General features: G+C 63.2%; 13 protein-coding genes. 5 read left to right on the top strand and 8 right to left on the bottom strand.

What is annotated here, in order from left to right; genetic code table 11:
- Nucleotides 1-29 precede the first annotated feature (29 nt).
- From lnt to hisS, 5 genes are all read right to left on the bottom strand, one after another.
- Nucleotides 30-1,625 (bottom strand): apolipoprotein N-acyltransferase, encoded by a 1,596-nt coding sequence (gene lnt / locus K3180_RS03860; RefSeq protein WP_221538350.1) that lies wholly within the window; start codon nt 1,623-1,625, stop codon nt 30-32.
- Nucleotides 1,626-1,687: 62 nt separating this feature from the next.
- On the bottom strand, nt 1,688-2,347 hold the full coding sequence (locus tag K3180_RS03855) for a DUF4167 domain-containing protein (protein WP_221538349.1): 660 nt from the start codon (nt 2,345-2,347) through the stop codon (nt 1,688-1,690).
- Nucleotides 2,348-2,585: 238 nt separating this feature from the next.
- Complete coding sequence (prmC, locus tag K3180_RS03850; protein WP_221538348.1) at nt 2,586-3,443, bottom strand: peptide chain release factor N(5)-glutamine methyltransferase; 858 nt, start codon at nt 3,441-3,443, stop codon at nt 2,586-2,588.
- Between the two features lie 76 nt (nt 3,444-3,519).
- Nucleotides 3,520-4,587 carry a peptide chain release factor 1 gene (prfA, locus tag K3180_RS03845; RefSeq protein WP_221538347.1) on the bottom strand — a complete coding sequence of 356 codons (1,068 nt, stop codon included), beginning with the start codon at nt 4,585-4,587 and terminating at the stop codon, nt 3,520-3,522.
- Nucleotides 4,584-5,828 (bottom strand): histidine--tRNA ligase, encoded by a 1,245-nt coding sequence (hisS, locus tag K3180_RS03840; protein ID WP_221538346.1) that lies wholly within the window; start codon nt 5,826-5,828, stop codon nt 4,584-4,586. The genes prfA and hisS overlap by 4 nt, the downstream gene beginning before the upstream one ends.
- Nucleotides 5,829-5,939: 111 nt before the next feature.
- Between hisS and ppa the strand changes: the two genes are divergently transcribed.
- Nucleotides 5,940-6,476, top strand: a complete 537-nt coding sequence (gene ppa, locus K3180_RS03835) for an inorganic diphosphatase (protein ID WP_221538345.1) — start codon at nt 5,940-5,942, stop codon at nt 6,474-6,476.
- Nucleotides 6,477-6,506: 30 nt separating this feature from the next.
- Here the strand turns inward: ppa and K3180_RS03830 are convergent, their stop codons facing one another.
- The 3 genes from K3180_RS03830 to K3180_RS03820 form a co-directional block, all read right to left on the bottom strand.
- Nucleotides 6,507-7,907, bottom strand: coding sequence for a mechanosensitive ion channel family protein (locus K3180_RS03830; RefSeq protein ID WP_221538344.1), 1,401 nt, complete (start codon nt 7,905-7,907; stop codon nt 6,507-6,509).
- A complete protein-coding gene (locus K3180_RS03825; protein ID WP_221538343.1) occupies nt 7,904-9,250 on the bottom strand; it encodes a TldD/PmbA family protein in 1,347 nt (448 codons plus the stop codon). The genes K3180_RS03830 and K3180_RS03825 overlap by 4 nt, the downstream gene beginning before the upstream one ends.
- 68 nt (nt 9,251-9,318) lie before the next feature.
- A complete protein-coding gene (locus K3180_RS03820; RefSeq protein WP_221538342.1) occupies nt 9,319-9,702 on the bottom strand; it encodes a hypothetical protein in 384 nt (127 codons plus the stop codon).
- 194 nt (nt 9,703-9,896) lie between these two features.
- On the opposite strand from K3180_RS03820, the gene lptB reads away from it, so the two are divergent.
- The 4 genes from lptB (at nt 9,897) to trmB (ending at nt 13,763) form a co-directional block, all read left to right on the top strand.
- Nucleotides 9,897-10,667 carry an LPS export ABC transporter ATP-binding protein gene (gene lptB, locus K3180_RS03815; RefSeq protein WP_247710303.1) on the top strand — a complete coding sequence of 257 codons (771 nt, stop codon included), beginning with the start codon at nt 9,897-9,899 and terminating at the stop codon, nt 10,665-10,667.
- Nucleotides 10,668-10,693: 26 nt separating this feature from the next.
- Entirely contained in the window at nt 10,694-12,145 is a 1,452-nt protein-coding gene (gene rpoN, locus K3180_RS03810) for an RNA polymerase factor sigma-54 (protein ID WP_221538340.1), read from the top strand.
- 141 nt (nt 12,146-12,286) lie between these two features.
- A complete protein-coding gene (ctrA, locus tag K3180_RS03805; RefSeq protein ID WP_221538339.1) occupies nt 12,287-12,982 on the top strand; it encodes a response regulator transcription factor CtrA in 696 nt (231 codons plus the stop codon).
- Nucleotides 12,983-13,061: 79 nt separating this feature from the next.
- Nucleotides 13,062-13,763, top strand: a complete 702-nt coding sequence (gene trmB / locus K3180_RS03800) for a tRNA (guanine(46)-N(7))-methyltransferase TrmB (RefSeq protein ID WP_221538338.1) — start codon at nt 13,062-13,064, stop codon at nt 13,761-13,763.
- Nucleotides 13,764-13,826 lie beyond the last annotated feature (63 nt).

Genomic DNA, 13,826 nt, shown 5'->3' with positions numbered 1-13,826 from the left:
AACCCCGGCAGAAAGATATAAAGAAAGCTTTATGTTGTGCGAGACAGGTAACGATGGCGCGCGCCCATGGCAACCAGCGATCCGGCAAGAAGCACTACGCCCCATAAAAGCGTGAGCCAGTGACCCAGCCTTGCGAACCACGTAGGAACTGCGGGGGGAGGCACGAGCGTATCGATCCGGTCGGCCTTGTCGCGGCCGATATGGCTTCTTAACACACCGCGCGCATCGATGACTGCGCTGATCCCCGTAGTGGTGGAGCGCAGTACGGGCAGGCCTTCCTCGATCGCCCGCATGCGCGCTTGGGCCAGGTGCTGGGGTGGCCCCCATGCACCGAACCAGCCATCGTTGGAGGGGTTGAAGATGTAATCGGGCCGGTTGCCGCGTTCGGCCACCTCGCCCGAGAAAACGATCTCGTAACAGATCTGCATTCCGGCCTGCCCGTAAGCGCCAAGGTCGATGGTCTGGGGCCCGGGACCGGGGATGAAATCGATCGAACCGGCCACCAGCCGCGACATTCCGAGCGGTTCGAGCAATGCACGCATCGGAAGATATTCGCCATAGGGCACCAGATGCGCCTTGGCGTAGCGCTGGCCCAGATTGCCGTCGGCATCGATCGGCGTGATCGCGTTATAGGCTCCCACCGCCCGCTCCCGTCCCTCGACTTCGGCTATTTCCAGGTCGACTGCGCCTGTCAGCAGTAGGCTGCCTTCGCCGATCGTCCGGCCGATGCGGAACCTTGCGAAGGCCGGGTCGCCGCCAGCGGTCATCTGGGTATAGTAGCGCTGCGGATAGCCGTCTCGCAGATAATCGGGCACGCCGCTTTCGGGCCAAAGCACCAGCCTGCGGCTGTAGGCACGTTGCGGTTCGCTTAGGGCGGAGATGCGCTGGAACTGCTCTTCGTATTTGCTCGGATCGTCGAGTTCTTCCTGCCTCAGGTTCGGCTGGACCAGCGTCAGGGGAAGGAAGCCGTCTTCGGCTTCGGGTGCCGGCCAGAACATGCCCGCGGTCACAATCACTATCACCGCCCCCAGGCCTTTCCAGCGGCGCGTGGATGCGAGCAGGGCGAAAATGCCGGCAAGGGTCACGACGAGGCCCGAAAGCGCGTAAGAACCCATGAAGGGCAGCAGGCCCGCGACGCCTGGCCGATCCCAATCGCCCAGCATCATTTGCGAGAACGGGCCCCAGGCATAGCCGGTGAAGACCCAGCTCCGCAGCCATTCCGCCGCGATCCAGAAAGCGCCCAGCAGGAGCGCGAAGACACCCACCCCCCGCCCTCGCCCGAGTAGCCATGCAGCAAGCACTGCCAGGGCAGGCCAGACCGCGAGGTAGAGCGAGAGCAGCGGAACAGCCGCCCAGCCGAGCGCGGCGGGCATTTCTGCCTGATAGGTGAAGGCCGTGGCGATCCAGTTGTTGGTCAGCGTGAAATGGGCAACGCCGAACAACCAGCCGAGCAGGAATGCGCGCTTGCCGCTGTCTTGCTGGTAAGCCAGCCAGACGAACGCCGCCATCGCAGCGAGGCCCGCAGGCCAAAGGTGGAGCGGCTGGAATCCGGTCGCCGAAATCAGGCCGAGAAGAAGCGCGCTCCAGCGAGGGTGGCGCTGCAGGAATTCAGGGATACGATCCATCGACTGCGCCTGTTAAACCGGGGCGCGGCGATGGCAAGGAAAAGCAGACGGGACGAGCGCGATCAGCCGACCGCGCTCACATCCTCGTTCTCTTCGACCTTGCGGCGGCGGCGCGGCGCCGGCTTGTCGTCTCCGCCGATTGCGGGCGGCAGGGCAGCCGCATCGATCTCGCCTTCGTTGCCGGGCGCGCCTTCCTCGCCCTTCTTCGCCTTGCGCGGGGCACGGCGCTTCTTGGGCGCTTCGACCTCGTCATCCTTGCGGATGAAAGGGTTGTCGGCGGGCTCGTAATCGTTGCCTTCGCTATCGCCTTCATCGTCCCTCGACGCGCGGCGCGGCTTGCGGCCACGATTGTCCTGCTGGCCCTGATCGTCGTCGCGACGGACCCGTGGACGACGGTTCTGGCGGTTGTCGTCACCGTCGTCGTTCGATTCGTCGTCCGACTGGTTCTGGCCGCGATCGTCTGGGCGCTTGGCCTTGGCCTCGTCCTGACGGGCCTTGTTGTCGGCGATCACGCGGAAATAATGGTCGGCGAACTGGAGGTAATACTCGGCCTGCACGCGGTCGCCATTGTGCTGGGCGTCCTGAGCAAGCTTCTTGTATTTGTCCAGCAGCTGGGGCGCATTGCCGCGTGCCCGGCTGTCGATCCTGTTGGCCGAATTGCCGCCGCCCTGGGTACGATTGTTCTGACGACCGCGGCGACGGTTGTTGCGATTGTTGTTCAAGGAATACTCGTCCTTTTCATGGCGCGGCGCGAACCCTCGGTCCGCCTCTGGCCGCGTTGCCCATCGGTCATACTGCGCCCTCACGCAGTATGCGTGCTCCTGTCTGTGCATGGTATACGGGGCCTGCGCCTCGCACCGGAACTGCCATGTCGGAGCTGTGAGCCGGCGGGTCGGACATATCCGCGCACCACTGGCCTATGGCCAGAGGTAGAGCTTCGATTCCGCTTTGCCAACCCCTTTATGTCAAAATGAGGGCGCGGGGGCGATTCGCAAGGTCGCGGCGGAGGTTTACGGCGAATTTCTGCGCCCGCGCAAGAACGCTTACGGGCTCCGCCTGCTCGTGCCCGATTTCGAGAATCGCCACCCCGCCATCTTCCATCAGGCTGCGCAATTGCGGGATGAGGATGCGGTAATCGTCGAGCCCGTCGGCGCCTGCGAACAACGCGCCATGCGGTTCGTGGTCGCGCACATCGGGATCGAGCGCGGCATTCTCCTCCACATAGGGGGGATTGCAAAGGATCAGGTCGAAGCACCCGAGTTCGTCCGCCCAGCCTTCCTGCCGCCAGTCGAGCAGGTGGAAGCGGACGCGCTCTTCCAGGCCAAGGAGGTCGGCATTGTCATGCGCCACGCCAAGCGCCGCGGGCGAGCGATCCGTGCCCACGCCCCGCGCGCCGGTTTCGGCAATCACGCTTAGAAGCAGTGCGCCCGTCCCCGTCCCGAGATCGAGCACGCGACCTGCATCGGGGTTGAGTTCCAGCGCCGCCTCGACCAGCACTTCGCTGTCGCCGCGCGGGATCAGCGTGTCGGGGGTCACCCTGAACCGGCGCCCGAAGAATTCCTGGTGGCCGAGGATATGCGCCACGGGCTCGTGCCGAGCGCGGCGCTCCACCATCGCTGCGAATGACGACGGCACGGCATCGCGCATCGCGCGCAGCAGCATGTCTGACCTTTCTATGCCCAGCGCATCCGCCATCAGCAGCTCGGCATCGAGCCGAGCGGTTTCGCTGGTTTCGGACAGATGTTCAGCGGCGGCGCGAATAGCATCTACTACCCGAAGCCCCGTTCGCCCTGAGCTTGTCGAAGGGCCGTCCTTCATTTTGGTGCTGCGCTCAAAGAAAAATACTGTGCTTCGACAAGCTCAGCACGAACGGATTTAGAGCGTACCGGCACTCTCACTCGCTCAGCGCCGAGAGCCGCTTGGCTTCGTCCTCGGCGATCAGCGCGTCGACCAGCTCGCCCAATCCCGGTCCGGCCATGATTTCAGGGAGCTTGTGCAAGGTCAGACCGATGCGGTGATCGGTCACGCGTCCCTGCGGGAAATTATAGGTGCGGATGCGCTCGGAGCGGTCGCCGCTGCCGACCATGGCCTTGCGCGCTTCGGCTTCGGCGCCCTGCGTGGCTTCGCGCTGCGCCTCGTAGAGCCGCGCGCGGAGCACCTGCATCGCCTTTTCCTTGTTCTTGTGCTGGCTGCGGGCGTCCTGGCAGGTGACAACCGTGCCCGTAGGCAAGTGCGTGATGCGGATCGCGCTGTCGGTGGTGTTGACGTGCTGTCCGCCCGCCCCACTGGCGCGATAGGTGTCGATCTTGAGGTCGTTCTGGTCGATCTGCACATCGACCTCGTCGGGTTCAGGCAGCACCGCCACGGTTGCCGCAGACGTATGGATGCGTCCGCCGCTTTCGGTTTCGGGAACGCGCTGGACACGGTGCACACCGCTTTCGAATTTCAGCTTCGCGAACACGCCGGCCCCGGCGACATTGGCGACGATTTCCTTGAAGCCACCGACTTCGCTGGCGTTCATGCTTACCGGCTCGACCTTCCAGCCCTGCTCGACGGCGAAGCGTTCGTACATGCGGTAAAGATCGCCCGCGAACAGCGCCGCCTCGTCGCCGCCCGTTCCGGCCCGGATTTCAAGCATCGCGGGCCTGCTGTCAGCGGAATCGCGCGGCAGCATGGCGATGGCCAGTTCGCGCTCTGCATCGGGCAGGCGCTTGCGCAGATCGGCCAGCTCTTCCTCGGCCATCGCCCGCATTTCCGGATCGGCGAGCATTTCCTCGAGACCGGCGATCTCCTCGCGTGCCGCCTTAACCTCTGCGGCGACTCGGGCCACCGGCTCAAGCTCGGCATAGTCGCGGCTCGCCCGGACGAATTCGTCGCCCTCGAGCGTGCCCGAAGCCATGCGCGCCTCGAGCTCGGCGAAGCGGTGAGCGATCTGGTCGAGACGTTCTGCTGGAATGGTCATTTTGATCGAATGAAATCCTCGACCGCCGTTGCCCGCTCCCCTCCATCACCAAGTACCCTCAGCGGAGAGCCGGAGTCGGTCACTGTGAAGGAAACCAGAGTATGCGATGGAAGTTTCTTCGCCTTGTCAAAGCGCTTACGGGGAGAGCCAGTAGCAAAAAGTTCAGCGGCAAACTGCGCGTTTCGAAGTGCCGTCACCATCTTCATCGCTTCGTCGAGCCGTTCGTCATTCTCGACAACGACTACAACGTCAGCGGTCGGTTCGTCCCTCTCACCGACCAACATCGCCAGCCGTTCGATCCCCGCTGCCCAACCCACCGCAGGCGTTGGCGCTCCGCCGAGGCTTTCCATCAGCCCGTCATAGCGTCCGCCGCCGAGAATGGTGCTCTGGCTGCCGAGCTTGCCCGCCGCTTCGCTGCCCTCGTCGGGAATGAATTCGAAAGCGGTGTGGCGGTAATAGTCGAGCCCGCGCACGAGACTTTCGGCGCGCTGCCATTTGACGCCTGCCGCATCGAGGCCGCTGGTTACCGCCTCGAAAAACGCCCGCGCATCGTCGGACAGGAACTGATCGATCTTCGGCGCATCTGCAACGAACTTCCGGTCACGGCGATCCTTTGAATCGAGGATGCGCAGCGGGTTCTTTTCCAGCCGTTCCTGCGAATCTTCCGAGAGTTCATCCTTCACCGCGCGGAAGTGTTCGACCAGCGCGGCGCGCCATGCTTCGCGGCTGTCGCCATCGCCCAGCGTGTTGAGGTGCAGCGTCACGCCGGTGATGCCCAGTTCCTTCAGCAGCTGGTCGGCCATCGCCAGCAGCTCGACATCGGCCTGCGGTTCGGCAGCGCCGATGATCTCCGCATCGATCTGGTGGAACTGGCGATAGCGCCCCTTCTGCGGGCGCTCGTAACGAAACAGCGGCCCGTGCGTCGCCAGCTTGACCGGCGCGTATTGCTGCCAGCCGTTGGAAAGATAGGCGCGCGCAATCCCGGCAGTGAATTCGGGCCGGAGAGTCAGCGACTCTCCCCCCCGGTCCTCGAAGGAATACATTTCCTTGGAGACGATGTCGGTCGTCTCGCCGATGGAGCGAGCGAAAACCTCGGTCTTCTCGAAAACAGGCATTTCAACCCGGCGGAAGCGATAGAGCCTGCGTACGCGCTCGAAGGTTTCGACCACGAAGGCGAAGGCTTCGGCATCTGCTCCGAAGATATCCTGTGTGCCGCGAACGGCCTGCGGTGTTTTCGACATGGCGCGCGCTTAGGCGAGAGAACAGGTTGCCGCAATATCGCAGGGACGCTATCGGCCCCGCGAAGTCTTTCTGGGGAGAGGGGCCGACAACATATTAACTAGAGAGCCGCAATGCGTATCGACATGATCCCCGCGGGCGACAATGTGCCCGAAAGCCTCAACGTCATCATCGAGGTGCCGACCGGCGGCGAACCGGTGAAGTACGAATTCGACAAGGAAAGCGGCGCGCTGTTCGTCGACCGCATCCTGCACACACCGATGCGCTATCCGGCGAATTACGGCTTCGTCCCGCACACGCTGAGCCCCGATGGCGATCCGCTCGACGCGCTGGTGATTGCCCGCTCGCCTTTCATCCCGGGCTGCGTGGTGCGCGCCAGGCCGATCGGCGTCCTCAACCTCGAAGACGAGCATGGCGGCGACGAGAAGCTGATCTGCGTCCCTGTCGACACGACCTTTCCCTATTACTCCGATGTCGGGGAAACAAAGGATCTGCCTTCGATCATCTTCCAGCAGATCGAGCATTTCTTCACCCACTACAAGGATCTGGAAAAGGAAAAGTGGGTCCGTGTGGGCGCATGGGGCGATGCGACGGAAGCGCGAAAGATCGTGCTCGAAAGCATCGACCGCTACAAAGCGAACAAGAAGTAGGAGAGAGGGGCGCCGCGAAGCGCCCCTTTTTCATTCGACCGGGCGTGAATGATCGAGCAGATCCCGGTCCTGCTCGCTGCCGCTCTCGCGGCGTTCCTTCTCGACCATTTCGGCGATTTCATGCGTGGGCCGCACATCCTCGCTCGCCGCAATGGTCGCAGGCTGCCGGACATCTCTTGCAGGAGGGGCAGAAGCCTCATCGCGCTTCCCCTCTGCGGCATTCCCGAACGGCACAGAAGCCGAGCGCGGATCGAAGCGCAGGCGGTAGATCGGTTCGGGCAGGCCGAAGCCGGCTTCTTCCAGCGCGTGTTTGACCGCCGGAATCGCGCGGCTCTGGGCCTTCCACCAATCGGTTTCGTTCTGGTCGATCCAGCCGAGGAAGCGGATTACAACGTTCGAATCGCCGACCTCCACGATCCGCCCCTCGGGCGGCGGATCGGCGAGGATGAAATCGAGCCCTTCCAGCACTTCGCGCCCCAGCTGGCGCGCAGCCAGCGCATCATCATCCGCATCGACGCCCAGATCGAACTGGAAGCGGCGCTGCGGATTGCGGGTGAAATTGGTGATGACCGCCTTGAAGACCTGGGCGTTCGGGATGCGCAGGTGATTGCCGTCCAGCGTCATCATCACCGTGGCACGGCTGGTCAGGCGGATGACGCGGCCTTCGAGGTCGCCGATCATGACCCAGTCGTTGGCCCGGAACGGCTGGCGCAGCGACAGCATGAGCGAGGCGACGTAATTTTCGATCGTTTCGCGTAGCGCAAAGCCGAGTGCGAGGCCGATGAGCCCCGCCCCGCCCAGCACCGCGCCGAGCAATGCGCTCGCCCCCAGAATCTCGAGCGCGATTACCAACCCGCCGATGACGAAAACGAACCTGATGGAGCTGGCGATCAACTCGGCAAGAAAGCCGTTGGGTGCGAGCCTATGCCACAGCGCTCCGAACCCTGCGATCAGATAGCCGAGAAAGGCGATGACCGCCCAGACAAGCAGCGCCAGCCCGATCAGCGGCACCATGGCGACGAAGCCGTCCCACCTTTCCGCAAGGCTGGCGATTCCGCTTCCCTGCGAAGAAATCGACAGGTCGCGCTCCAGACCGTTCTCGACCGTTACCACGCCGCTGACACGGCCAGCGATAGCTTCGGCGCGGGCGATGTCCTCCTGTCTCGGGACGGTGCCCGAAAGGGTCACCACGCCCTGGCTCACGTCGACCTCGACTGCCCCGAATGCCGGAAGTTCGGAGAAAATCCCCTCGATGCGCTGCGCCATGCGCTCGTCCGCTCCGGCGGCTTGCGTATCCTCGATAGTCTGAACCGGCGCCTCGGCCTCGGCCGTCCCACCTGTCTCAGGTATCGCCGGCAGGAGCGCCGATGCAGGTGTTCCGGCAATCAGAACAAGGATCGGAACAAAAAAGGCGGCAATGAAGCGCTTCATTCACCAGCCACCATCATACGGTCGATGCGCAATGTGGGCACGTTGATGGAACGGATCATCTCCAGATCGTCCGCCGGGGTCAGCGCGCGGAACATATCGATGAGATTGCCCGCGATCGTGATCTCGGCCACCGGCTCGGCAATCTCGCCCTTCCTGATGCGGAAACCCGTCGCCCCGCGGCTGTAATCCCCGGTGACGGGGTTCACACCTTGTCCGAAGAGCGAGGTGACGTAGAGCCCGTCCTCGATATCTTCCATCAACCGGGTGGGCGAGACACTGCCCGGCTCCATGTGCACATTGCTTGCGCTGACGCCTGGCGATCCGCCGCCTCCGCGCGAGGCATGGCCGGTGAGGCCGAGGCCCAGCTGGTCGGCCGAAGACACGTTGGTCAGCCAGCCGGTGACACGCCCGCCCTCGACCAGCGTGCGATCTGTACAGGGAACGCCCTCTCCATCGAACGGCCGCGAACGCTGGCCGCGCTTGCGCAAGGGTTGTTCGACGATGCGGATGGCGGAATCGAACAGGTCCTCGTCCTCGCGTCCCAGCAGGAAGCTCGCCTTGCGGGCGATGGCAGGCCCAGACATCGCGCCAAGCAGATGCCCCAGAAGACCGCCGCCAATGCGTGGTTCGAACACGACTGGAAGCTCGCGGCTCGGCATCGATTTGGGATTCAGCCGCGCAACGGCGCGCTGTCCGGCCTCGCTCCCCACCGATTCGGGAGTGGGCAAATCGGCGCGGAAGCGGGCACTGCGCGAGGCATGATCGGTCTGCATCGAGCCACCCTCACCCGCTATGACGCTGGCCGAAAGCGAAAAGCCGCTGCCGGCATAGCCGCGCGCAAAGCCTCCTGAAGTCGCCAGGGCTACGACCGCCCGGTTGGCTTCCGCACCGCCACCATTGCTGTTGGTCACACCATCAACCGCCCGCGCCGCATCCTCGGTGGCCAGAGCCGCTTCGCGCAGGGCTTCCGGGTGAGGCTGGTCCGGATCGTCCAGCTCGAGATCGGGCATCTCGCCGGTAAACAGCTTTTCCTGCGGGGCTAGGCCGGAGTGCCGATCCTCTGGTGCATGGCGCGCCATCTGGACCGCCCGCTCGGCGAGTGCCAGAAGGCCGTCGGGCGCAAAATCGCTGGTGTGGATCGAGGCGGAGCGTTTGCCGACGAAGACCCGCAACCCGATCTCCTCGCTCTCCGAACGCTCGACCTCCTCCAGCTTGCCCAGCCTCATGCTCACTGCTTCGGAAGCATTGGCCCGGGCGATAGCATCGGCCGCATCGGCACCCATTCTCTGCGCAAGCGCGACGAGGTCCTGGCAACGCGCCAGCGCGGTTTCTTTATCGATCATGTCGTTTCTATAACTCCGCAAACCTTCAAGAGGTCCGGCTAGGGAGCCGCAGCGGGTGGCGCAAGACTTCAGGCGGTTGCGGAAAAGATCGCCTTGAACAGCGCTGTGAGAATGAGCGGGAGTCCGATTGCGGCAGCCCAGAGAATGATCTGGTCGCGGCGGAATTCTCCTTTCAGCGATTCGTCGCTGGCGGCTTCGGGCGAGAGGTCCTTCCAGCGTTTTTCCGCCCAGCGGCAGGCCGGGATAATCGCGGCGACGAGGATGACGAGGGCGAAATAAGGCAACGTTGAGGACACGCCTTCCTTCAGCGCATTGACCGTCACGAAAATCTGCAGGCCGGTATAGACGATCAGGGCGAGCGCGACATTGTCGCTCATGGCCTTGCGCCAATCGCGCGGGCGGCCGTGATCCACAGCGCCCATATCGTGGTTATTTTCGATCGCCTTGCCCATCGCATGTCTCCCCGGACATTCTCTCCGAAAAGGTATAGTTTCAAAATTGTTGCAATCTGGCAAGCGGCGCGTGTCCTGATGCACCGCTATCTGCGGTTCATGCACGAATCTTGCCAACTTCGTCGAACAGCGCCCGCTCGGGGGTTTTCCTCTTCGCCCCGCATGCTATGGCGCCGCGCATGGCCGAAGACCTGATGAGCCCTGACAATCAAGCGGTGCACGATGCCGCCCCGCCAATCCCGCAGGGCGGGCTCGAAGTGATCTCGATTGCCAAGAGCTACGACAAGCGGCAGGTGCTGACCGATATTTCGCTCAGCGTCGGCAAGGGCGAAGTGCTCGGCCTGCTGGGTCCGAACGGTGCCGGCAAGACGACCTGCTTCTACTCGATTATGGGCCTCGTGCGCCCCGATGCGGGCCGCATCCTGATGGATGGCGAGGATGTCACCAACCTGCCGATGTATCGCCGCGCGATCCTCGGCCTCGGCTATCTGCCGCAGGAAACCAGCATCTTCCGCGGGATGACGGTGGAACAGAATATCAATTGCGTGCTCGAAATGGTCGAGCCGGACAAGGAGGCGCGCACCGCCGAACTCGATCGCCTGCTCGACGAATTCGGCCTTACCCGCTTGCGCGAAAGCCCCGCTATGGCGCTCTCGGGTGGCGAACGGCGGCGGGCGGAAATCGCTCGCGCCCTGGCGGCCAAGCCCTCGATAATGCTGCTGGACGAGCCCTTCGCCGGAATCGATCCCCTCTCGATCAGCGATATCCGCGACCTCGTGAAAGATCTCAAGACCCGCGGCATCGGCGTGCTGATCACCGATCACAACGTACGCGAGACCCTGGAAATCGTCGACCGCGCCTGCATCATCTATGGCGGACAGGTGCTGTTTGCCGGGACGCCCGAGGCGCTGGTGGCGGACGAGAACGTCAAACGCCTCTATCTCGGCGAGAACTTCACGCTGTGATTGCGGCGCGCGTCCGGAGCTAGATCATGGCGCTCGGTCCGAGGCTCGACCTACGGCAAACGCAATCGCTGGTGATGACGCCGCAGTTGCAGCAGGCGATCAAGCTGCTGGCGCTGTCGAACCTCGAAATCGAAAGCTTCGTTTCCGAGGCGCTGGAGAGCAATCCGTTGCTCGAAGTGGGCGAGGTCAGTCGCGAGAAATCCGAAGATGCAGGCGAAACTGCGGGTGAGCATGAAGCGACGCCCGACTTCGACGGGGATTCCGCGCTCGACATCGCCGATTATGCGCGCGATCCCGAATCCGCGCCGGGCGACCGAGGTGACTGGTCGGAAGCTGGCGCTACGGGACTTGGCGGAGAGGATTTACCCGATCTCGAGAACCGCTCTTCCGACGGGCCGAGCCTTGCCGAACATCTGTCCGGCCAGATCGGTGCCCTCGCCCATGACGCGCGCGAAGCATTGATCGCGGGGCGGATCATCCACGAGCTGGACGAGGCCGGCTACCTCCATACCGAGCTTCGCGAAATCGCCGACGATATGGGCGCCCCCCTGGCCGAAGTCGAACGCGCGCTGGCACTCGTACAGTCACTCGATCCGACGGGAGTGGGTGCGCGCAACCTGTCGGAATGCCTCGCCCTGCAGGCGAAGGAGGCGGACCGCTACGATCCGTGCATGGCGCGGCTGATCGATCATTTGGATTTACTTGCCAGCGGTGATATCCTGCGGCTCAGGCGTCTGTGCGATGTCGACGAGGAAGACTTCGCCGACATGCTCGCCGAACTGCGCAGCTACGACCCCAAGCCGGGCTGCCGCTATGGCGGGGAAAGCGAAACACCCATCGTACCGGATGTCATCGTCACCCCGGCCCAGGATGGCGGTTGGCAAATCCGCATCAACGAGGCGAGCCTGCCCCGTCTGGTGGTGAACCGCGAATATTATGTCGAGCTGGAGGCAGGGGCGCGGGACAAGGCATCGCGGGCGTGGCTGAACGAGCAGCTGGGCGAAGCGGACTGGCTGATCCGTGCGCTGGACCAGCGGCAGAAGACCATTCTCAAGACCGCGAGCGAGATCGTGAAGCGTCAGGAAGGCTTCTTCCGCGAGGGCGTGTCCGCCATGCGGCCGCTGACCCTGCGCGAAGTGGCCGAGAAGATCGAAATGCACGAATCGACGGTGAGCCGCGTTACCAGCAACAAATACCTGTCCTGTCCGCGTGGCACTTTCGAGATGAAGTATTTCTTCTCCAGCGGCGTCGGCGCAGCCGATGGCGAGGGTGCCAGCAGCGAAGCGATCAAGGCGCGAATCAGGACGCTGTGCGAGGCGGAAGACCCGAAAAAAGTTCTCTCCGACCAGAAGCTTGCCGACCTTCTGAACGAAGAAGGCTTCGATCTCGCCCGCCGCACCGTTGCCAAATATCGCGAGGCCATAGGAATCGGATCATCGGCGCAGCGCCGCCGCCAGAATAAACTGCGCGGTCTCTGAGTCCTTCTTGCAACAGGGAAAAAGTTAACGGCTTTTACCTCGCGTTAACCTTTTTCATTCACACCCCAAATAGTTAACAAGGGACGACACCCCTCCTTAGGGGGAAGGGGCACCGCAATTCAGGGCTAGGGGGGACTACCCATGCGTGTACTGCTGATCGAAGACGAGCCGACAACGGCGAAAGCCATCGAGCTCATGCTCACCACCGAAGGCTTCAACGTCTACTCGACCGATCTGGGCGAGGAGGGCCTCGATCTTGGCAAGCTGTATGACTACGACATCATCCTGCTCGATCTGAACCTGCCGGACATGCATGGCTACGACGTGCTCAAGAAGCTGCGCGTGGCCAAGGTACAGACCCCGGTCCTGATCCTTTCCGGCGTTGCCGAGATGGACAGCAAGATCCGCAGCTTCGGGTTCGGCGCCGACGATTACGTCACCAAGCCGTTCCACCGCGAAGAACTGATCGCCCGCATCCACGCCGTGGTGCGCCGCTCGAAGGGCCACAGCCAGTCGATCATCCGCACCGGCAAGCTGGCCGTGAACCTCGATGCGAAGACGGTCGAAGTCGACGGCGCCCGCGTCCACCTCACGGGCAAGGAATATGCGATGCTGGAGCTGCTCAGCCTGCGCAAGGGTACCACGCTGACCAAGGAAATGTTCCTCAACCACCTTTACGGCGGCATGGACGAGCCCGAACTCAAGATTATCGACGTCTTCATCTGCAAGCTGCGCAAGAAGCTGAGCCACGCATGCGGCGGCGAGAACTACATCGAAACCGTCTGGGGCCGCGGCTACGTGCTGCGTGACCAGGAGGACGAGGCGGAAGCCGCCTGATACCGAATTCTTCCTGGACGGGACAGCGAGACGCCCGGAGGCCTTGGCTTCCGGGCGTTTTGCTTTTAGCGGGCGCGGCATGAGTGCGTTCAAGGAAGGCGACCCCACTACCCTCAACCGGCTTTATGGTCGTAGCCAGGGAAAGCCCCTGCGCGCCGCCCAGCAGGAACTGGTCGACAAGCTGTTGCCGCAGATCGCCGTGCCGCAGGAAGGCCCTGTGACTTCCGAAGCGCTGTTCGGCTTCGACCGGCCGCTGCATTTCGAAATCGGTTTCGGCGCAGGCGAGCACCTTGCCTATCGGGCCGACCTCCTGCCCGATCATGGCTTCATCGGGGCCGAACCATTTCTCAACGGCGTGGCGCAGGCCCTGACCCACGTCCGGGATGGGAAACTGGCGAATATACGCATCCACCACGGCGATGCTCTCGATGCCCTCGCCCGCGTACCGGACGGCGCGCTCACAATGCTCTACTTGCTCCATCCCGACCCCTGGCCCAAGAACAAGCACGCGAAGCGCCGCATGATGAACGATGGTCCTGTGCGGATGATCGCCGACAAGCTGAAATCCGGCGGCGAATTCCGCTTCGGGACCGACCATCCCGTTTATTTACGCCATGCGCTGATGGTGATGCGCCGGTTCACTGCGGAATTCGAATGGGTGGTGGAGGACCGACACAGTTGGGAGAACCGACCTTCAGGCTGGTGCGAAACGCGCTACGAACACAAGGCGCGCAACACCTATGGCCACGAGGTATGGTACTTCCGGTTTCGGCGTCGATGATTCAATCGATTGCGGCAGTAACTCGTGACTCTACCGAGTTTTGGATACGCCGCTATTTTCGAT

This window comes from Qipengyuania huizhouensis, assembly GCF_019711635.1.
Taxonomy (GTDB): Bacteria; Pseudomonadota; Alphaproteobacteria; order Sphingomonadales; family Sphingomonadaceae; genus Qipengyuania; species Qipengyuania huizhouensis.
This window is presented reverse-complemented; position numbering and strand designations above follow the sequence as displayed.

Coding starts and splice junctions, on each gene's coding strand:
- rpoN (WP_221538340.1), top strand. CDS start 10,694: ATGGCGCTCGGTCCGAGGCTCGACCTACGGCAAACGCAATCGCTGGTG.
- K3180_RS03830 (WP_221538344.1), bottom strand. CDS start 7,907: ATGAAGCGCTTCATTGCCGCCTTTTTTGTTCCGATCCTTGTTCTGATT.
- K3180_RS03825 (WP_221538343.1), bottom strand. CDS start 9,250: ATGATCGATAAAGAAACCGCGCTGGCGCGTTGCCAGGACCTCGTCGCG.
- K3180_RS03820 (WP_221538342.1), bottom strand. CDS start 9,702: ATGGGCAAGGCGATCGAAAATAACCACGATATGGGCGCTGTGGATCAC.
- prfA (WP_221538347.1), bottom strand. CDS start 4,587: ATGACCATTCCAGCAGAACGTCTCGACCAGATCGCTCACCGCTTCGCC.
- lptB (WP_247710303.1), top strand. CDS start 9,897: ATGAGCCCTGACAATCAAGCGGTGCACGATGCCGCCCCGCCAATCCCG.
- ctrA (WP_221538339.1), top strand. CDS start 12,287: ATGCGTGTACTGCTGATCGAAGACGAGCCGACAACGGCGAAAGCCATC.
- prmC (WP_221538348.1), bottom strand. CDS start 3,443: ATGAAGGACGGCCCTTCGACAAGCTCAGGGCGAACGGGGCTTCGGGTA.
- ppa (WP_221538345.1), top strand. CDS start 5,940: ATGCGTATCGACATGATCCCCGCGGGCGACAATGTGCCCGAAAGCCTC.
- lnt (WP_221538350.1), bottom strand. CDS start 1,625: ATGGATCGTATCCCTGAATTCCTGCAGCGCCACCCTCGCTGGAGCGCG.
- trmB (WP_221538338.1), top strand. CDS start 13,062: ATGAGTGCGTTCAAGGAAGGCGACCCCACTACCCTCAACCGGCTTTAT.
- hisS (WP_221538346.1), bottom strand. CDS start 5,828: ATGTCGAAAACACCGCAGGCCGTTCGCGGCACACAGGATATCTTCGGA.